The sequence below is a fragment of the Cyanobium sp. ATX 6A2 genome (assembly GCF_024346355.1).
Classification (GTDB): Bacteria; Cyanobacteriota; Cyanobacteriia; order PCC-6307; family Cyanobiaceae; genus NIES-981.
The window spans coordinates 100,233-118,132 of record NZ_JAGQCU010000006.1; the positions used below are offsets into that span (position 1 = coordinate 100,233).

General features: G+C 69.0%; 26 protein-coding genes and 1 tRNA gene. 11 read left to right on the top strand and 16 right to left on the bottom strand.

Annotation, left to right across the window (positions count from 1 at the left end; translation table 11 throughout):
* Positions 1-17: 17 nt before the first annotated feature.
* Positions 18-779, top strand: coding sequence for a hydroxyacylglutathione hydrolase (gloB, locus tag KBY96_RS07635; protein ID WP_254978759.1), 762 nt, complete (start codon positions 18-20; stop codon positions 777-779).
* A 34-nt stretch (positions 780-813) separates the two neighbouring features.
* The gene (locus KBY96_RS07640; protein ID WP_254978760.1) at positions 814-1,215 is read left to right on the top strand and encodes a Rid family detoxifying hydrolase; all 402 of its coding nucleotides are present in this window, start codon (positions 814-816) and stop codon (positions 1,213-1,215) included.
* 3 nt (positions 1,216-1,218) lie between these two features.
* Here the strand turns inward: KBY96_RS07640 and KBY96_RS07645 are convergent, their stop codons facing one another.
* Positions 1,219-1,653, bottom strand: a complete 435-nt coding sequence (locus KBY96_RS07645; RefSeq protein ID WP_254978761.1) for a glycine zipper 2TM domain-containing protein — start codon at positions 1,651-1,653, stop codon at positions 1,219-1,221.
* A 128-nt stretch (positions 1,654-1,781) separates the two neighbouring features.
* Between KBY96_RS07645 and KBY96_RS07650 the strand changes: the two genes are divergently transcribed.
* The 4 genes from KBY96_RS07650 to KBY96_RS07665 all read left to right on the top strand — a co-directional run bounded on the left by KBY96_RS07650 (position 1,782) and on the right by KBY96_RS07665 (position 3,945).
* A tRNA-Pro gene (locus KBY96_RS07650) sits at positions 1,782-1,855 on the top strand.
* A 324-nt stretch (positions 1,856-2,179) separates the two neighbouring features.
* On the top strand, positions 2,180-2,503 hold the full coding sequence (locus tag KBY96_RS07655; protein WP_254978762.1) for a DUF4326 domain-containing protein: 324 nt from the start codon (positions 2,180-2,182) through the stop codon (positions 2,501-2,503).
* A gap of 212 nt (positions 2,504-2,715) precedes the next feature.
* Positions 2,716-3,678 carry an ArdC family protein gene (locus KBY96_RS07660; RefSeq protein ID WP_254978763.1) on the top strand — a complete coding sequence of 321 codons (963 nt, stop codon included), beginning with the start codon at positions 2,716-2,718 and terminating at the stop codon, positions 3,676-3,678.
* Between the two features lie 72 nt (positions 3,679-3,750).
* Positions 3,751-3,945 (top strand): hypothetical protein, encoded by a 195-nt coding sequence (locus KBY96_RS07665; RefSeq protein WP_254978764.1) that lies wholly within the window; start codon positions 3,751-3,753, stop codon positions 3,943-3,945.
* A gap of 7 nt (positions 3,946-3,952) precedes the next feature.
* Here KBY96_RS07665 and KBY96_RS07670 read toward each other — a convergent pair whose 3' ends face one another.
* From KBY96_RS07670 to KBY96_RS07725, 12 genes are all read right to left on the bottom strand, one after another.
* The gene (locus tag KBY96_RS07670) at positions 3,953-4,384 is read right to left on the bottom strand and encodes a hypothetical protein (protein WP_254978765.1); all 432 of its coding nucleotides are present in this window, start codon (positions 4,382-4,384) and stop codon (positions 3,953-3,955) included.
* On the bottom strand, positions 4,385-4,561 hold the full coding sequence (locus KBY96_RS07675) for a hypothetical protein (protein ID WP_254978766.1): 177 nt from the start codon (positions 4,559-4,561) through the stop codon (positions 4,385-4,387). It abuts the gene before it with no gap.
* A complete protein-coding gene (locus KBY96_RS07680) occupies positions 4,558-5,721 on the bottom strand; it encodes a hypothetical protein (protein WP_254978767.1) in 1,164 nt (387 codons plus the stop codon). Before KBY96_RS07680 ends, KBY96_RS07675 begins: the two co-directional genes overlap by 4 nt.
* Complete coding sequence (locus tag KBY96_RS07685) at positions 5,721-6,896, bottom strand: hypothetical protein (protein ID WP_254978768.1); 1,176 nt, start codon at positions 6,894-6,896, stop codon at positions 5,721-5,723. The genes KBY96_RS07680 and KBY96_RS07685 overlap by 1 nt, the downstream gene beginning before the upstream one ends.
* A gap of 77 nt (positions 6,897-6,973) precedes the next feature.
* On the bottom strand, positions 6,974-7,867 hold the full coding sequence (locus KBY96_RS07690) for a hypothetical protein (RefSeq protein WP_254978769.1): 894 nt from the start codon (positions 7,865-7,867) through the stop codon (positions 6,974-6,976).
* Positions 7,867-8,277, bottom strand: coding sequence for a hypothetical protein (locus KBY96_RS07695; RefSeq protein WP_254978770.1), 411 nt, complete (start codon positions 8,275-8,277; stop codon positions 7,867-7,869). Before KBY96_RS07695 ends, KBY96_RS07690 begins: the two co-directional genes overlap by 1 nt.
* Positions 8,278-8,287: 10 nt before the next feature.
* Positions 8,288-9,247: a hypothetical protein gene (locus KBY96_RS07700; protein WP_254978771.1), complete on the bottom strand. Its 960-nt coding sequence runs from the start codon at positions 9,245-9,247 to the stop codon at positions 8,288-8,290.
* A 202-nt stretch (positions 9,248-9,449) separates the two neighbouring features.
* A complete protein-coding gene (locus KBY96_RS07705) occupies positions 9,450-10,097 on the bottom strand; it encodes a hypothetical protein (RefSeq protein ID WP_254978772.1) in 648 nt (215 codons plus the stop codon).
* Positions 10,098-10,231: 134 nt separating this feature from the next.
* Positions 10,232-11,011, bottom strand: coding sequence for a hypothetical protein (locus tag KBY96_RS07710; RefSeq protein WP_254978773.1), 780 nt, complete (start codon positions 11,009-11,011; stop codon positions 10,232-10,234).
* A 102-nt stretch (positions 11,012-11,113) separates the two neighbouring features.
* Positions 11,114-11,617, bottom strand: a complete 504-nt coding sequence (locus tag KBY96_RS07715) for a hypothetical protein (RefSeq protein ID WP_254978774.1) — start codon at positions 11,615-11,617, stop codon at positions 11,114-11,116.
* A gap of 18 nt (positions 11,618-11,635) precedes the next feature.
* Entirely contained in the window at positions 11,636-12,055 is a 420-nt protein-coding gene (locus KBY96_RS07720; protein ID WP_254978775.1) for a hypothetical protein, read from the bottom strand.
* Positions 12,056-12,103: 48 nt separating this feature from the next.
* A complete protein-coding gene (locus KBY96_RS07725) occupies positions 12,104-13,003 on the bottom strand; it encodes a major capsid protein (RefSeq protein WP_254978776.1) in 900 nt (299 codons plus the stop codon).
* A gap of 205 nt (positions 13,004-13,208) precedes the next feature.
* Between KBY96_RS07725 and KBY96_RS07730 the strand changes: the two genes are divergently transcribed.
* From KBY96_RS07730 to KBY96_RS07745, 4 genes are all read left to right on the top strand, one after another.
* A complete protein-coding gene (locus KBY96_RS07730; protein WP_254978777.1) occupies positions 13,209-13,757 on the top strand; it encodes a hypothetical protein in 549 nt (182 codons plus the stop codon).
* A 182-nt stretch (positions 13,758-13,939) separates the two neighbouring features.
* Positions 13,940-14,137, top strand: coding sequence for a hypothetical protein (locus KBY96_RS07735; RefSeq protein ID WP_254978778.1), 198 nt, complete (start codon positions 13,940-13,942; stop codon positions 14,135-14,137).
* A 103-nt stretch (positions 14,138-14,240) separates the two neighbouring features.
* On the top strand, positions 14,241-14,975 hold the full coding sequence (locus KBY96_RS07740) for a L,D-transpeptidase (RefSeq protein WP_254978779.1): 735 nt from the start codon (positions 14,241-14,243) through the stop codon (positions 14,973-14,975).
* Positions 14,976-15,046: 71 nt separating this feature from the next.
* Positions 15,047-15,550 (top strand): hypothetical protein, encoded by a 504-nt coding sequence (locus tag KBY96_RS07745; protein ID WP_254978780.1) that lies wholly within the window; start codon positions 15,047-15,049, stop codon positions 15,548-15,550.
* Here KBY96_RS07745 and KBY96_RS07750 read toward each other — a convergent pair.
* On the bottom strand, positions 15,528-16,322 hold the full coding sequence (locus KBY96_RS07750) for a hypothetical protein (protein ID WP_254978781.1): 795 nt from the start codon (positions 16,320-16,322) through the stop codon (positions 15,528-15,530). The genes KBY96_RS07745 and KBY96_RS07750 overlap by 23 nt on opposite strands.
* Before the next feature lie 267 nt (positions 16,323-16,589).
* Between KBY96_RS07750 and KBY96_RS07755 the strand changes: the two genes are divergently transcribed.
* On the top strand, positions 16,590-17,168 hold the full coding sequence (locus tag KBY96_RS07755; protein WP_254978782.1) for a sigma-70 family RNA polymerase sigma factor: 579 nt from the start codon (positions 16,590-16,592) through the stop codon (positions 17,166-17,168).
* A 58-nt stretch (positions 17,169-17,226) separates the two neighbouring features.
* On the opposite strand, the gene KBY96_RS07760 is transcribed toward KBY96_RS07755, so the two are convergent.
* Positions 17,227-17,598 (bottom strand): hypothetical protein, encoded by a 372-nt coding sequence (locus KBY96_RS07760; RefSeq protein ID WP_254978783.1) that lies wholly within the window; start codon positions 17,596-17,598, stop codon positions 17,227-17,229.
* Positions 17,582-17,878, bottom strand: a complete 297-nt coding sequence (locus KBY96_RS07765) for a hypothetical protein (RefSeq protein ID WP_254978784.1) — start codon at positions 17,876-17,878, stop codon at positions 17,582-17,584. Before KBY96_RS07765 ends, KBY96_RS07760 begins: the two co-directional genes overlap by 17 nt.
* Between the last annotated feature and the right edge of the window lie 22 nt (positions 17,879-17,900).

A 17,900-nucleotide genomic window follows, 5' to 3' on the forward strand; every position in this document is an offset into this window, starting at 1 on the left:
CTGAGCGGACTGTAACGATGAGAACGTCGCATCACGAGCCGCACCCCCGCCCACCACTGGCGGTGTGGCTGATCCCGGTGCTGCACGACAACTACGTGATGGTGCTGCAACGCGGCAACCGGGCCGCCGTGGTGGACCCTGCCGTGGCCGAGCCGGTGGTGGCCGCCCTTGAGGAGCGCCAGCTGGAGCTGGAGGCGATCCTGCACACCCACCACCACAGCGATCACATCGGCGGCGCCCCCGGGCTGCTCCGGCGCTGGCCCAAGGCGGCGGTGATCGCCGCGGCGGCCGATGGCGAGCGCATTCCCCTGCAGACCTGGGGCGTAGCCGGCGGCGAACACCTGGAGGTGCTGGGAGAGCCGGTGGAGGTGATCGACGTGCCCGGCCACACCCGCGCCCACATCGCCTACTGGCTCCCGCAGAGCGGCCATCTGTTCTGTGGCGACACGCTGTTCGTTGGGGGCTGCGGGCGGCTGTTCGAGGGCAGCCCGGCCCAGATGCACAGTTCCCTGCAGCGGCTGGGGGCCCTGCCGGAGAGCACCCGCGTGTGGTGCGCCCATGAATACACGGAAGCCAACCTGCGCTGGGCGGCGGCGATCGCCCCGGAGGACGGGGCGATCGCCCGCCGGCTGAGCGCGGTGCTGGCTGAGCGGGCCGCCGGCCAGGCCACCGTGCCCAGCAGCATCGGCCTGGAGCGGAGCACCAATCTGTTCATGCGGGCCGCCGATGCCGCCGAGCTGGCCCGGCTGTGCCACAGCAAGGACAACTGGCGGGCATAGGCTCAGCCCAGCCAGCCACACACCGCTCCAGCCGATGCCTGCAAGCTCAGGCCCCCGGGCCGTGAACACCACCGCTGCACCGGCGCCGGTGGGCCCCTACAACCAGGCCGTGAAGGCCGGCGGACTGGTGTTCTGCTCCGGCCAGATCGCCCTCGATCCCAGCACCGGCTTGATGGTGGGAGAAGGGGATGTGGAGGCCGAAACCCGCCAGGTGCTCGACAATCTCGAGGCCGTGCTGGCGGAGGCGGGCGTGTCGGCAGCTCAGGTGGTGCGCACCACGGTGTTTCTCGTGGACCTGGCGGATTTCGCCAGGGTCAACGCGATCTACGCCGAGCGCTTCGGTGCGGGGGTGGCACCGGCCCGGGCCTGTGTGCAGGTGGCGGCCCTGCCGAAGGGGGCCCGGGTGGAGATCGACTGCATCGCCGTGGCGCCCTGAGCGCTACCAGGGCAGGGGCGCGTTGCCCTGAACAGCGTTGCAGCCCATCTGGGAGCCGAGCAGGGCACCGAGGGGAGTGGCCCACACCCGGTCGTTGCCCTTGGCGAGCACATAGCCGGCACCGCCGCCCATCAGGCCACCTACCAGACGGCCCTGGTTGCAGCGCCTGGCCCGTTCGTCCACGCCGTAGACCACGCGCTGGCCGCCATAGGCATTGATGGTGGGGTCGTCATAGATCACCCGCTGCTGGGGCACGTAAACCGGCGCCTGGTGACGCACCGGCAGGCGCTGGTAACCGGGCTGCCAACCGCCGCCGAAGGCCTGGGCCTGGGCGGGCGCCAGGAGGCTGAGCAGCATCCCGGCGGCCAGAGCCACACGGGCGGCGGGCAGGCGCCGCCGCTGGCCAGTTTTCGCCTGCTTGGTGTTGAGGATGGTCATGGTTCGAGCTGCGTGAGGAACGCCCCTCTGAGGGGGTGATCCAACACAAGCGAACCGGTGTGACAGAGCCATGACCGCTGGAGGCCAAAGGTCTTACCGAATCTTTCCGTCCGTATGCTGGGCGCGATCGGGGCGTGGCGCAGCTTGGTAGCGCGGGTGCTTTGGGAGCACTAGGTCGCAGGTTCGAATCCTGTCGCCCCGACTGACTTCTCAGGGATTGGCCAATCCGGTTCCGCGCAAAATCCGCGCAAAACCGGCCCAATCGGAGGGCGTGCCCCCGCTGCGCGGGGTCGCCGCTTCCGCGGCTGGCTGGCCGCTCGGCCCTCCGGGCTGCGCCTTGCGCACCGCTCAAGCGGCTCACGCGACACCACCCCAGCGGAAGCACCTGCCGGCCGACCCGGCCTCTCCGGGCAGGGTCAGAGCAGCCGCGCCCCGCTGCGGATCGTTCTCCAGCTCATCCACCGGGGCCAGCCCTCAGCATCGCCACCACGGCGGCGGGGTCGGGCCGTTCCCCGGCGGAGGCGCCATGGAGATCACGATCGGCAAGGCACGGCGCGGCCAGCCTTCTGATGCCCTGCCCGGCCAGGCCTATGTGGGCCGGCCCAGCCCGCTCGGCAATCCCTTCCAGCTCGGCCGCCATGGCAGCCGCGCTCAGGTGATTGCCCGCTATCGGCGCTGGCTCTGGCGCCGGCTGCAGGAGCCGGGCTCGATCCAGCGCCGCGAGCTGGAGCGGCTGCTGGGCCGGGCCCAGGCCGGCCGGCTGGAGCTGTTGTGCTGGTGCGCGCCGCTGCCCTGCCACGCCGAGGTGATTCGCTCCGCTCTCCACTGGCTCGCAGAGCAGCAGCGCTGAGGCCCTGGCGGGCCATCGGCGGCCGCCGTACTTGACGGGCACTTGACGGGCATTTGATCGCCCTGGCGGGCTCCCTGAGTCCTGGGGGTTGGGCGCGCAGGTTGCCTCAGTGTGCGCGGGGTGGCGCAAGGGCTGCGCAAGCGGCTCCGCTGCGCTCCACCGCCCTTGCGCTCACCCGCGCGGTCACTTCGGCGTCCTTTGCGCCCTGTCCCATGGCCGCATCCACCACCACCCGCCGCCGCAAGAAGTTCGATGGCCCCTCGCCCGAGGAGGCGATGGTGCGCGATCTGATCGAGCTCCTCGAGGCCGGTGTCACGCCCTGGCGCAAGCCCTGGGATTGCCACGGCGGTGGCGTCCACATCAATTTCCTCACCGGCCGGGCCTATCGCGGCGGCAATCCGATCCTGCTGGAGCTGGGGATGGCCATGCGCGGTGCCTCCCTGCCCTTCTGGTGCGGCTTCGCCGACGCCAGGAAGCTCGGCATCGTTCCCCGCAAGGGCACCAAGTCGGTGCGCATCCTCCGGCCCCAGCTGCACTCCCGCGAGGAGGAGAGCGAGGGCGGCGAGAAGGTGCTGCACAGCTGGGCCAGCTATCGCCCGGTGCCGGTGTTCAATGCCTGCGATCTGGAGGGCGAGGCGCTCGCGGGGCTGATCGCGGCCCGCATGCCCGAGGCCACAGAGCGGCCGGCCATCGAGCCGATCGCCACTGCCGAGCAGGTGCTGCAGGCCTGGCCCGTGCCGGTGGGCTGGGGCGGTGAGCGGGCCTGCTACAGCCCGAGCCTCGATGCCATCAAGCTCCCCGAGCGGCAGAGCTTCCACGGGGCCGCGGCGCTCTATGCCACCTGGGCCCACGAATGCATCCACTCCACCGGCCACGAGTCGCGGCTCAAGCGCGATCTCTCCGGCAGCTTCGGGTCCAGGCTCTATGCCCGCGAGGAGCTGGTGGCCGAGCTGGGCAGCGTGCTGATCGGCCAGCGCCTGCAGATCGGCTGTGAGCTCAGCAATCACGCGGCCTATCTGGAGCACTGGATCGCCGCCCTGCGCGAGTCCCCCAGGGTGCTGCTGCAGGTGATCAGCGAGGCGCGGCGTGCGGTCGATCTGATCTGCCCAGAGGCGCCGGCCCCCGATCGGGAGCCCGAGGCCGCGGCGGCTGAGGCCGAGGCCATCGCCGCCTGAGGCCCAGGGCCCCGCAGGGGCGGGCCCGCCGGGAGCCCTGATCCCGGCCGTCACCACCACCACCCACTCCCCATGGATCCAGAGCAGCTACAGGCCATCGTCGATCAACTGCGCGGCGAGCTCGACCGCGAGCACGGCCAGGAGCCCGGATGGTCGGGGCCGATCACCAGCGCCTATCTGCGCAGCTACGGCACCCAGCCCCGCTCAGAGGAGCACAGGGAGCGGCGGGCCTACCAGGAAGCGCATTGGGAGCACGGCTGGTACTGATCGCCCATCAGCCGTGCCGCATTGCAGCTCGGCGCTCCAGCTCGCGCAGCTCCCGCCACGCACGCACCACGTCCGCTGATCGCCGGTCCAGGTTGTGGAGGGTGCGCGAGTGCGGCCGGCGACCGCCGGCCTGCATGCGCTCCACCATGAAGGCCCAGTGCTCGCGCTGCGCGCGCAACCGGGCCAGCCGATGCCGCGCAGCCGTGAGCTGTGATCGCAGCTGCTGGCGCTCGCTGCGGCTGGCTGCAGCAGGGCGAGCTGGTGGCGGGGGAAGAGCAGGCGCTGGCCGCACCGACCGGGCCTGCCCGAGCAGGGCCCCGGGCTGCAGGGTCAGGCCGACCGCGACCATCAGCAGCGGCAGGAAGCCAAGCAGGACAAACAGCGCCAGCACCAGCCGGGCCAGATCCCTTGCCTGGGGCAGGGCGATCGAGCCCGGCACTCAGTTGGGCTCCTCGATCACCTCCCAACCCCGCAGCCGGAACCAGGCCGCGATCGGTGCCGCCAGGTGCGGCGGCACATCGAACAGCCGGTGGTCGGGCTGGGGCCAGAACGGGATCTCACCCGCAAGGGCGCCAAAGCGGCGCTCACAGCGCAGGCGCACCAGGCCGCAGCTCATGCTCGCCTCGGCCACAGCACACCAGCGCCAGGGCGGCTGGAGCCCCCGCCGTCGCCGTCACCGCCGCCAGAGAGCAAGGGGCTCTGGCTCACCAGTGGATGGTTCAGGGCGCCGAACAGGCCGCGGCTGATGGGCGCCCACTCGCTCACCTCATCGATCGGGTTGGCGCCGCCGATGAAGTGCTCGACCATCGGCTCAGCCCTGAGCAGCTCTGCCGTGGAGGCCCAGGGCGTCCAGGGGAAGGTGGCCGCCCAGGTGCCAAAGCCGTCCAGCTGCTGCGGCTCGGGATCGGCCTCATAGAACAGCATCGGATGATCCGTGCCCTGCTCATTGAGGACGTAGAACGTCACCCCCTGATCGCTGGTAATCAGGCAGGTGCTGAGGTTGAACAGGCGGCCGATCCACAGCGGCCCCTGGCAGACGATCACAGGTGAGAGCTGGAAGCGGTCGAACACACCATCGGCCGCGGGCGGGAAACACAGCAGCACCGGGTGGTTGATGTAGCGGCCGCGCTGGCCATAGCGCTGAGGGGTGTAATCACCGACCAGGGACTCGCCATTGCGCACCATGCCGCAGGCGAGGGTGCCGCCGCTGTCGCGCAGCATCACCACCCAGCGCTGCGTCACCTGATCAAAGAACAGCACGATCACAGAACTGTTGACGAGGTGGTGGCGGAGCAGCAGGAACTCGGTGCCGGGGGTGGTGTCGAACGCCACCGACAAGGAGCCGTTGCCGTTGTCACCCGAATAGGAGCCGTAGCGGTAGCTCCAGGTCCGCATCCGGTAGGTCAGCAGGTTCGGCGCTGTGCCATAGCCACCGTTGCTGGCGTCGTCCAGGTAGTCGGCAGCAGGGCAGATGAACCAGCGCCCGTCAAGCGTGAACACCGCACCAGTGCCGCTGGGCATCGTGTGAACGCCAAAGACCGCTGGATCCTGCGGGTGGCCGAGGGACAGCACGATCCCGAAGGCGCCGGCCGCGGCGGAGCTGTCGTGATCGCGCAGCACCTGCAGCGGGTAGTCCTGCTGCACCGGGTTGCCCGCGATCGCAGCCACAAAGGCATGGACGGCATCAGTGACCCGGCGGCCGGTGGTGCCCGGCTCCGCCGAGAGCCATTCGTAGGTGCCGGGCCCGTAGTTGATGGCCCCCTCGCTGCGGGGCATCAATCAGGCCTTCGGGGATAGAGCACGCCAGTGGCCGGGCGGCTGCTGCCCCCTCCCCCGCCGCCGCCACCTCCTCCGCCAGCGGCCTGCAGCTGCCTGCGGTAGAGGGGGTTCTGGAGCACACCAGCGGCGCCGAGCACATCAACGTCGAACTCGTGCAGACCCTCAATCGTCGCGCCGCTGATCGTGAAGATCTCCGGCTGCTCCGCATACGGGGCACGGAACAGATCGAGGGGCTCACCCACTGGTGTTTCATGCCATGCCATTAACGGCTCCTCAAGAGGAAACCAGCCCGGTGGCACCACCACCGAGGCCGGCTCTGGTGCCTCGTACCAAAGATCCCAGCCGTGAACAGGAAACGTCGCAGTGGATCTGCCCACCAGTTGATACAGGCCGCTCGGCAGCTCAGGCAGCACAAACCGCCTGCGGTGGCCGCCGTATTGATCGACATAGCCAACCCAGAACGGCTCCGGCAGCAGCGTCAACGGCCAACGGCTGTAGAGCGGAGAGATTGTGTTCAAGACATTGGCGCTGAACCCAAAGCGGAGGTAGCCGGGGTGCATCAGGTAGTTGCAGGCTCCCAGCTCCGTCGACTGGAGCTGGTCGAACAGGGTGAGAACCGCAGGATTGACAGTCACGACTCCATTGCGAACGGAGGAGGACTGGACGCTGCTGTTGCCGCGCTGCATCCGATGCGACACCCAGGCCTGCAGCGCCTCGCTCCAATGCACCAGCACGATGAGCACCTCCGCCGTTTGGTAGATGCACAGCAGGAAGAATTCAGCGCCCGGATCGTCCTCGGCAATGATCCGAATGTCGGTATCAACCGATGGGCCGTAGTTGAGATGCAGCGTCATGTTCTGCCCCCAATGCTGCAGACAGGCATTCGTGTTGCCAGTGCTCACAGACCCATAGCCACCATTGCTGGTGTCGTTGGTGTAGTCACTCCAGAAGCGCGCGAAGTAACGGCCCGATGAGAAGCGATTGGGCTCTGCCGTGATGTTGTGGAAACCAAAGACCTGGGCTGAATCCGGGTGGCCGAGCTTCCACACGAAGCCATGGCGCAGCCCATCCGTGGAGCTGCTGTGATCGCGGATCACCTCGATCTGGTGCTGCTCCTTGCCCGGGTTGGTATTCACCGCAGCGGCCCAGGCCGCAAAGCGTTGATCGAGCATGAAGCCAGCCGAATCAGGCGCGTTCGTGCACCAGTCCCACTCGAGCAGAGGCCATCCCCGGGTGCACTGAACGCGGGTCATGGCAGCGCCGGAGAACCGTCCCTGTAGCGGAGGGCCAGGCCGGTGTTGCTCACCAGCACCCACTCGGCGCCATCCGCCGTGCGCAGCACCACGCCCACGTTGTAGGTGCGGGTGTAGCTGGCAAGCGGCAGCGGCGGCAGCAGCGGGAGGATCACGCGGGGGCTCAGCAGCGCCGGGTCCGTGCTGTGAACGGCGTTCAGCACCCAGTGCGGGCGCGGCAGCAGGGCGTGCAGCGTGCCGCCGCTGTAGCGGTAGAGCTGCATCGCCGTGCGCCACTGCTGGATCGAGGCCGCCCAGCCAATGAACAGGCAGATCTCCCGCAGGTGGGCGGAGTGATCGCTGCCCGCGAACAGATCACTGCAGAGGGTCCAGTGCCCGGTGTTCGCATCCTTGGCGATGTAGAGCACCATCCCGCGGCCGCGGGTGTCGGTGCTGCGGTTGAAGCAGAAGCAGAAGAACTCCTGGCCCGGATCCAGGCTCCAGCCCGCATAGGCGATCACCGGCAGGGAGCTGTAGAAGCGGGCGGTGCGGAACTGGTTGAGCGGCCCGTCAACCAGGCCGTGGGGGGCGCCGTAGCCGGCTTCTGGATCCCAGGTGCTGGCCAGGCCCACCGCCTGGCGGATGGTCTGGGCCGAGAGGGAGGTGAGCCACTGGAGCATGAACTGCAGCGGGGCACCCTCGACCTCCACATCGAGGGTGGCGCGGATCGTCCAGCCGATCACTCCCTCCTGCGCGTCCGGGGCCACCACCACCTCGAGCAGCTGCTGGGGGTTCTGGAGATTGGCCGCCGCCATCCAGGTGAGCAGGTGGCCGTGCACCTCCATCAGCAGGGGGTAGAGGGGATCGCCCAGATCGCCCCGGCGGCTCAGGTCGCGGAAGGTGATCGCCATCAGGCCGCCAGCACCAGGGCATCGACGCTCAAAGAGGCCTCGGCCGGCACCGCGAGCGTGGTTCTCAGCAGTGCCAGCAGCAGGGGGCTGGGGACCAGCTCAGCGCTGGCCCAGCTGATCCCTGGCGGCAACAGCAGCTGGGGCACTCCTGCGGTGAACAGCAGATCGGCCACCACCCCGGAGCTGGGCTGCGGGTCCTGCTCCATCGGCCGGCCGGCATCCAGCAGCCGGGCCGCATCCGAGACGTAGAAGCTCAGCCAGCCCGGCACGCTGCAGGCCACCTCCAGCAGCAGCCCGGCGCTGCCCAGGGCAGTGAACTGCAGGGGAGTCACCGCCGGCCCGGCCGCCACGGTTGCTGTCAGCTGCTGCTGCCGGCGAGCGCTGGCCGTCCTCTCAACCCACATCGCCATCAGCTGGGCCTCAAGGGATCACAGCCACCCGGCGGATCGCACGGGTCGGCCTGGAGACGTTCTTGTTGCCGGCCAACAGCATCCCGTTGTCGAAGAACACACCGCGGATCTGGGTCGCCGTCGGGGCCTGCGTGGAGCTGGCGTAGGTGGCAGCATCAAAGGCCTGCACCTGGCCATCGCGGAAGGCGAGAACGCTGGTCTGGCTGGGGTTGGAGTCAAAGAACCCTCCAGCGCCGTATTCACCAGCAGGCGGAACCATGTGGGGGTTCACGCCATCACCCGGCTCCTCGGAGTTGAAGGCCTCGCTCGCATCGCCGGGCTTGAACTGGCGGTAGAGCGCGATGAGCTCGTAGCGCGACGGCACGTACCAGTCGTCGTAGCCGCCGATCGCCAGCCCCCGCGCCCAGGCCGCTGCCGGGTAGAGGGCAGCGCCGGCCGCCAGCGCGGCCTCGGTATTGGTGAAGCCGTCGAACTCGCTGGCGTAGCCGCTGCCAGCGGTGTTGGTGGTGCGCCAGACCAGGGACGTTTGGCCGCCAGACTTCGGCGCCACGACCAGTGCATGGGTCGCGATGCCGTCGGCGCTGTCAGACCACAGGCCGGCGTAGAAGCCGCCCTCAAACGCGCCACCGAGTGCCGGCAGATCGCCGATCGGGATCCCAGCAGGCGCCTCGCCCAGGGAGTACACATCGCCCGTCGCCATGTCGAGGTACAGGTCGCCGGGAAGTGAGCCCTCGATCACGGCAGGCGGAGCACCGGTGCCGACGAACCAGCCGGTGCCACGCGGGCCCGCTCCGCCAGCCGGGCCAGGCGGCCCCTGGATCGAGCCGCCCTCCACCCAGGCAGTGGTGGCGGCATCCCAGACGTAGAGCTTGTCGTTCTCGTCCGCGACGATGTAGGAGTCGCCCTGCTGCTGGCCAGAAGCAGGCAGGTCGGCAAAGGTCGGCACGGAGCCGTGGAAAACCAGGCCCATCCCGGCTGGACCAGCTGGGCCCGGTGGCCCGTCCGCGCCGGGGCCGCCGGGAGGCCCCGGGAGGCCCTGGGGTCCACGGATCGATCCGGTGTTGGTCCAGCTCATCAGCACAAGGGGCCGCTCTGATCCCTATTGCCATTGATGATTTGGGAACCCCACCAGCACGGGCCTGACCCGCCTGTTGCTGTTGAGCGCCCACAGCTCAGGGCAGGGCTGCAGCCCGCATCCTCACGGAATTGGGTGCCCAGTTGGCAATGCGCTGGTTCGCCGAGAAGTCCCATGGATTCGGGGCCGGGTCCGCGAACGCCACCGTGCGGCGCAGCACCGTGAAGTAGTTGGCGGCGTTGCTGCCATTGCAGCCGAGGTTCACCGCCGAGGAGAGATTGAGAGCGCGCAGAGTGGCAGTGGAGCTATGGCGCACCCCAAGCCAGTACTGCCGCCCGCTGTCAAACGTGAAATCAAGCCCCTCGAACTTGTAGCCAACCGTCGCAGAGGAGAGCGGCAGCGACTCAAACAGCAGTTCGTCAGGCCAGCCCTCGTCGGTGGAGCCATAGATCACCAGCTTGAGTTCTGAGCCATTGACCGCCGTGCTCACCGAGACACCGATCTCGTCAATCCGCAGCGGTTGGGAGGTGTAATAAGGTGCCAGGTTGATCTCATTGGCGACACCGGCTCGCGTTGCATTTGCTGTGCCGTGAAAGGCGTTGTCGTAATACTCGCCGGCGATCACGCCACCAGCATTGGGACTGGCGAAGTTCGAGATAGCGCTGATGCGTCGATTGAGGTCGCTCCGGTTGCCTCGGGCCGCAACAACCTCGGCCTCCAGCTGATCGAAACTGGCCTGCGGCACACCGCCACCCTCGCCAGCAGGCCCGGGCGGCCCGGGTGGGCCCATCGGCCCTTTGATCGAGTGCCCCAGGGGCCACCAGCCCATGCCCAGCCCTTCCCCATCTGCTGGCTGTTACCAGCAGCAGGGGGGGCTGCTCAGCCCACCAGCTCGTAGACGCTGCCGCTGAGGCGGTCCAGATAGAAGTCGCCCGGTGCCGGCGGCGGTTGGGCGGCGGCCTGCCATTCCGGCGTCGGCGCGCCATCGCCGCCGTACCAGCGCACGCCGCGGCTGGCGGCACCGGAGCCGTGCATCACCGTCAGCGCCGGCTGGCCGTCCACCGGGCTGGGCAACAACGCCAGGCCGCCCTCAGGGTGGAGGCGCAGCTGCCACTGCTCGTTGCGGCTGCCATCGAAGGCGTTGCCGATCAGGCCCGCACCAGGCACCAGGGCCATGCCAGGCCCCACCGACGGCGCATCCTGCCCAGGCCTCGGCGCCATCACCGGCAGCGGGCAGCCAAACAGGGCCACCTCGAGGCTGGCCACCAGCAGCCCCACCTGGACCGTGGCGATCATGTCCTCGGGGAAGGGATACAGATGCCGGGGTTCGGGCACGCGTGGATCGAATGGCGACCACGGCACCGTCTCGCTGCTGCCATCGCCCCAGGTGATCTGGATCGGCTGGGGCGGCAGCGATCGCGGGTTGATCGTCAGCACCACACCACGGCTCAGCGCCGGCTCGTCCCAGCGCCGTGGTGACGGCATCCAGTACAGCTCCAGGTCGAGCTGGGGCACCGGTGCCTCCCGAAAGCCAAGCGCCAGCCAGCGCGGCACCTCATGGGGCACGACCCAGTCACCACGGCCCGGGCAACCCACAGGGGGAAGCACGCGCACCCGATCGCCGTACTGCTGCGCGCCCGGGGCCAGGGGGTAGGGCATCAGCAACACTCCGCGCTACTGGCCTTTGCCAGCGGCCATGCAAAAGCGCCAGCCACAGGCCGAAAGACCCAAGGCTGGCGCTCGGCAAACAAGCGGCAGGGATCAGATCTGGAGATCAGGGACCACAGCCTGATCGGCACCACCAGGGTCAAGCACCTCAGCGTCCAGGGCGGCCTCGCCATCGACCACAGCAGCAGCGGAGGAGCCGTCCGGTTCAGCAGGGCCACCCAATGCGGCCGCTTCCAGGGCTTCTGCCTGCAGGGCCTCGACCTCCCGCAGCAACCCATCCTTGTTCTTCCTGCCGTCGAGCTTGACCCCGAAGTGCAGCTCGGCCGCCTCCAGGATCTCGGGCTTGGTCAGGCCCTCAAAGTCGAGCACATCAACCACGGCCCCATCACCTGCAGCCTCATCGGCAGCAGGCAGGAGTTCGGAACCATCCACTCCGAGATATGGCGGCTGGTCCTCCTCCTCCAGCTCCCTCACCGGCGGGTGCACCGTCCAGCCCAGAGTCCGCCAGCCATCGGCATGGACCGGATACACCACCCGATCCGTTTCGCCCCCCTTGGAGATCCGCAGCATCCCACTCGGAACCACAATCGCGCTCATGGGTTACTCCGTTCAGGATCAGTAGGTGAGGCCGACGTAAGCGCCAGCCGGGGCACCAGGAACCTCCGGCACCAGCACCCGCGCATAGACCATGCAGTGCGGGTTCACGTTCAGCGCATCAGGAGCAGCCACCTGCAGCAGCGAGCCGCTGATCGGCGCCTCCACATGGCCGCCGGCGGCCGGGATCGCCACCTCGGCCGCCGGCACCCAGGTGCCCATGGTGCCGTCCTTCAGTTCCGGCGCCACCTCCAGGGTGAAGGTCACAGCAGCGCTGTGACCCGGGTGCGACGCCGTGAAGGTGAACACATCCGCCGCATCCAGCGGCGTGCTCAGTTTCACGGTGGTGCCAGCAGCAATCACCCGCTCCTCCTGGTCCGTGGCGGTGTAATTGATCCACCCCAGCAAGGTGGTGGTGGCGTCAAGAAGTCGGTTGGCCATGGTCATGTCCTCAGCAGAAAGGTGGTCAGAAATGGCGGTCAGCCCGCCTCAGTTCACGGCCGGGCCGATGTTGAACAGCCGCCCCACAGAGCGGTCATGGCAGACGGCAAAGCCCACGTACCAATCCACCCGGGTGCGGAACACCGGGGCGTCCTGCACTTCGCCGAAGTCCCGCACCGAGATGCCGTAGCGGTTCTCGAACGGGCCCTGCAGGCCCGTCACCATCTCGTCGCCCATGGCGCAGACGTAGAAGCTGGTCGTGCTGCCGGCCTCCCCGAACCCGAGTACCGGGTAGCCGTTGGCGTCCTCATCCAGCACCAGGATCTCGGTGTCCTCGAACCAGTGCCGGCCGTCGATCACCTGATACAGATCACCGCCGGCCTCACGGCTGGCGTGGCTGATCTGGCGCCGGCCGGGCTTGCTGGTGATCAGCACCTTCTCGCCGCCGTTGGCGTTCACCGAATCCACCAACTGCTCCAGCCGGGTGAGGTTGACGGTGCCGCCGCCGTTGTCGATGGTCTGCGGGCCGCCGGGCTCCAGCCGCTTGCTCAGACCATCGAAGGCACGCGGGTCAAAGCTCGCGTCGCCGTTGATGATCGCCGCCTCCAGCGTCAGCCGCATCGAGCGCACCTTCTGCTCGGTCTGGCTGGCTCTGGCCTCCGGGCCGTTGAGGTCCACGATCGAGCGGTCCACATCGAGATCGCCACCGAACAGGTGCACGAACTCGGTGTCGTTCTTGATCGCGCCCACGCTCCGGCGGTAGCCCTCGTTCACCGCCCGGAAACCGACGCGGGGGAGCTTGACCTCCTTGGCGAACTTCAGGGCACCACCGGCGAGGTTGCGGAACGGCAGCCGGCTCAGCAGTTGACCCTCAGCGAAGGTCTTGGTGACAGCGAGCCGATCCACCCGCGTCTCGTGCTTCATCGCCTCGATCAGGGTCAGGCCCATGCTCACTCCAGGGGCTACAGCCCCAGCAACGTCACCAGCTATTGCCAGCACGGCTGAGCGGGGGACTGGTAACAGACCTGAAAGGGGCTGGCGGCGGCCTTCCTCACGGTCTGCGGCGGCGCAAGGGCTGCGCAAGTCGGCTCGCTGCGCTCCCCGACCCTTGCCCTCGCCGCAGCGGCGTTCGGCGTCCGTCGCTGCGCCGTCCATGGCACCGCACACACTGCTCATCGATCGAGGGGAGGCCCACTGCGGTGGCGTCCACCTCGCCTGGCCCCGCATCAAGCGCGTCATCGCCCACCAGTGGGAGCTGGGCCGGCCTGAGATGGCCTGGCTCTGTTTCTGCCCTCCAGAAGCCGTGCGCATCAGCAGGGTGGGGCCCATTCATCTGGCCCATGGCGGCGAGTGGGCACGCTGCCGTGAGCTCGAATCCCTCTGCTGGGATCTGCCCCCACTGCAGGGCACGCTGAGGATCCGGGGCAAGGCCATCGCGCTCAGGCCCGATTTCGAGCGGCCGGGTCGCTGGCGGGCCCTCACGGAACGGGAGGCGATCAATGCTGAGCGGGTGCTGCCGGCCTATGCGCCGGTGCTCACCCAGCCATGCAGTGATCGCTGGAGTGGGCTGCTGCGGGAGATCAGTGGCGAGCCCCTGATGCGCATCGGGCATGCCAGCCAGGCAGGGCGCGAGCGGATCCTGCTGGATTACGCACAGCGGCGAGCCGAGGCCAGGCGCGCCATCGAGGCGGCAGTCGCCTGAGGGCTGCCGGGGGGGCTGCGGCCAGCGCCGCAGCCCCCTTCCCATCCGACAGGGTTTTGCAGAGGGGATTGGCGCCAGGCAGGCCGCTGCAGCGTGCGGGGTGGCCTCAAGGGCTGACGCGAGCGGCTGCGCCGCCCTTGACCCCACCCCGCGATCCGCTGGCGTCCTTCCCGTCGCCGGCCATGGCCTCCACTTTCCGCATCCGCTCCCTCTCCCGCCACAGCTCCGAGTCGCTGGAGCGGCTCAGCTTCTGCTGCCGCACCGCCCTGGTTCCCCTGCCGCGCCTGGCGGCGCTGGCCGAGGAGCTGCTGCTCGAGCGGCAGCTGCTCAATCCACCCTCCTGCCCGGCCTGGATCCGGCCCGAGCAGCTGCCCTTCTGAAGCTTGCAAGCCTCAGCGGCCCGGCTCTGCCGGGCCAGGCGGCTCCCAATCGACAGGCCTTGTGCGCGCCTGCTGGCAAGAGGGAGCAGCAGCCACAGAGCCCATGGCCACCATGTCTCCGCAGCGGTTCCTCGACCGCTTCCTTCACTTCAAAGGCCAGGAACAGCAGGGGCGCGGCGTGCTGCTGCTCCACCAGGCGATCAGCCAGCTGGAGGGCAGCGAGGCGATCCTGCGCGAGGACGCGCCCTGGGCCCTCGCGTTCAGCACCACCCCCGCGCAGCCGGCGAGCACCACCATCGCGCCGCTCGATCCCCGCGGCAGCGAGGAGGCCGGCATGGCAGGTCCGGCCATCAAAGCGCCGGTGAAGGTCGGTGACTCCTACCTGCTCGTCAACGACCGCGACCAGGACATGGAGGCCTACGACCACACCGGCAAGCTCCTGTGGAAGGTGCCGGCGTTGGCCCGCGGCCAGGGCGCCGACACCGAGTGGCGCCACGTCGGCACCGACACCCCGCCGGGCCTGTACAAGCTCGGCACCGTCTATCGGGACTACGAGGCCAATCCCAACCCGCCCAGGGACGCCACCCTGCAGGCCTACGGCTGGTTCAGCTTTGAGATGATCGAGCTGGAGGGCCAGAAGTCCAGCATCGGCCGCGCCGGGATCATGCTCCACGGCGGCGGCACCGCCAACGGCTGGCCTGGGGCCTGGGCACCGCAGCAGAAACTCCTGCCCACCCGGGGCTGCATCCGCGTCCACAACATCGTGCTGCGGGACAAGGTTCTGCCCCTCTACGAGCAGGGCACCGTCTACGTCGGGGTGTTTCAGGAAAAAAAGTAGGCAGCGGGCCAGCCCTCAGGCCCGAGCACACCAACCTGCAGAGCTGGTTCGCCTTCCTCACAGGTCCGGATGTGGAAACCGCCAGCAAGGGCCGCATCCGGCCGCTCACCGCCGCCGAGGCCTGCGGCTTCATCGCCTGCGTCATCGTCGAGACCGGCAGGCCCGATCTCGATCAGCTGGATGTGATCGAGGCCGGCAGCCGCCGCGGTCGCGGCGCCATGCAGTACACCGGCCCGCGTCGTCTCGCCTATGACCGTGCCCGTGAGCAGGCGGCTGCCTGCGGGATCGACACCACCGGCAACAGCTGGCAGCAGCGGTATTTCGCTGAGGAATACGCAGGGCTGCACGATCCGCCCCAGGGCTCGCTGATCGGCTGGACCCGCATCTTTGAGCAGCGCCCCCAGGGCCTGGACCCGGCTGCAGCGGCGGCCTACTGGACTGGTTCAGCAGCATCCCGCACCGGCTACTTCCGTCCCGGGGTGCCGCACCTGCAGCGCCGACAGCAAGAGGCCGGGCGGCTGTGGGCGCTGCACCAGGGCGGGCAGCTGCAGCTCAGTGCCCGGCCCATGAATTGAACACCCGCCGCCACAGCGGTGGGCGCAGCATCCGCGCCCGAACCACCCGGCTCAGCTCCTGATACAGGTGCTCCATCTCCTCGAGGTGGGGCATCTCGTGGTGATGCAGGGGCAAGGACGCTGGATCGTCGAACTGAACATTGATCACCCCGATCGGCAGCCCCTCCAGCATCACCAGCCGGCCGTAGAGAAAGGCGATGCGATTGCGCATCAGGTAGTCACGGCAGGGCGTCGGCAGGTGCACACCGGCCCTGACAAATCGCCAGTGGCCCTGACTGTTGGCGATCAGATCGTCCAGGTCGTTCCTGATCCGCTCCATCGGCATGTCCCGTGCCTCAACGTCCAGCGGCAGACGGCCTGGCGCCACGTAGCAGCTCACGAGCGTCGCCCGCGTAAAGCCGTAGCCACCCGACGCCAGCTGGGGGTTGTAGAAGGTGCCCAGCGCCACCCGCTGAGCACCCGTCATCACCGCCATCTGGGCGAGCAGCTCCACCACGTAGCGGGCGTCCTGGGCTGAACCGAGCAGCGCACCCACGCGCTGCATGACCAGCCCGCGCAACACCTTCCGCCACAGCAGCCAGCCAGCCACACCGAGGAAGACCAGGCCATCGGCTGAAAAGGTCAGGTTCACCGGTGGCGCGGGCGTCCTCGGCACGATCGGCAGCGGTCCCACCCGGGCCGGGGTCTCAGAGAGGGGAGCTGCAGGCAGCCCGGTGCTCTGCTGCGCCGCAGTTTGCTGCCCCGCAGGCGGATCGGGAATCGCAGCGCTCATCGGATCAGGGCGGACGGCTGGCGCGAGGGCGGGGACAGCAGGGGCAGAGGGCCCGATGCGGGCAGGGCTCGCCACACCAGCGATTACCAGCAACCCGGCGGATCCAGCTCGATCACCACCAGCGGCGGCTGCCAGCGCTGCTCGGCAGAGGGCGACTGCAGATCAGGGGCGGCCGGGTGGGGCGGGGCAGCCCGCGGCTCGGTCTGCGCTCAGCTTGGCCACTCGTTCCTCGTGGCCTGGGTGCGCGCGTTCTTCGCGGCACGGGCCATGCCCCGCACCCACTCCAGGGCCGATGCCCTGTTCCACCAGTTCCAGCCCCTCGCCGAGTCCATCGCCCTGGGCTTCCACCACAAGGGCGGCCGCTTGATCGAGCTCGAGGATTGCCGCCAGGTCGCACGCATGGCGCTCTGGCTCGCCTGCCAGCGCATCGAGGATCCGATCTCCGCTCCCGCCTATCTCTCGCGCTCCATCCGCGGCGCCCTGCTCCATCACGCCCGCGATCTCGGCCGTGCCATCCGCGTGCCGCGGCGGGAGCAGGAAAAGCCCGGGGCCAGGCACCCCTGGGTGCTCACCTCCCTCGATGCACCGCTGCCCAGCGGCGAGGGCACGCTGCTCGATCTTGTTGCCGATGAGGCGCCGCAGCCCGCCCCGCTCAGCGCTGAGGCCGAGGCGCTGGAGCAGCTGCTCGATCAGCTGCCGGCCCGCCAGGCGGCCGTGATCCGGCTGCGGCACCTGCAGGGCCTCAGCTGCAGGGAGGTCGGCGCCCAGCTCGGCGTCAGTGCCATGAGCATCTGCCGCGATGAGCGCAAGGCCCTCGCCCAGCTGCGGCAGCAGCTGCAGGCCTGAGGGCCCTGGGCCCAGGGCACCAGGCGCTGGGGGCTTCAGGCCTGGGGGCTCTGCCCCCTCAGGCCGGGCTCTGGTCCGGGGCAGCCACAACAGCGGCACCGTTGCCAGACGCCGCACCAGGGAGGTAGTGCGCGGGTGCCGTGTGATCGCAAGCAAGGCGCGGATCGTAAAGGCGAAAGAACAGGCTCAGGTCCTCTCCCGCCCAGCTCTCGCGGGTCAGCACCTCCAGCTTGGTGCGCACGATCTGCTCGAGCTGCGCACCGCTGCACTGCTGCAGCAGCGCCGGCATGAACGGGTCCAGCTGGGCGAACACCAGTGGTGCCGCCCGCAGGATCCGGCGCTGAACGACGTGTTTGGCGATCGGCTTCACCACCGCCTCCATCAGCCCCAGCAGCAGGAAGGCGAGCAGCGCATCAATCAGAACTCTCATCGTCCCCAGGGCGGCGGCGGGTGTACTGGCCCAGCGCATTGCGCCGCGGGGCTGGAGCAGGCTCCGGCCCACTCGGACCGCGGCCGCTGTCCATGAAGTAGGTGGCGGCCGACTGGCCCACCAGCGCCACCGACGGCAGCACCAAAGCCCAGCGCTGCTCGCAGGTCTGCAGGTTCGCTGCACGCACCTCGCAGATGCCCACAAAGGCCAGCAGCACGCTGATCTCAGCTGCCACCAGCACCAGGATCGGCGTGGTGTTGGTGGACCTGCTGGCGGTCATGGCCTCAGCGGCGGAGGGCTCT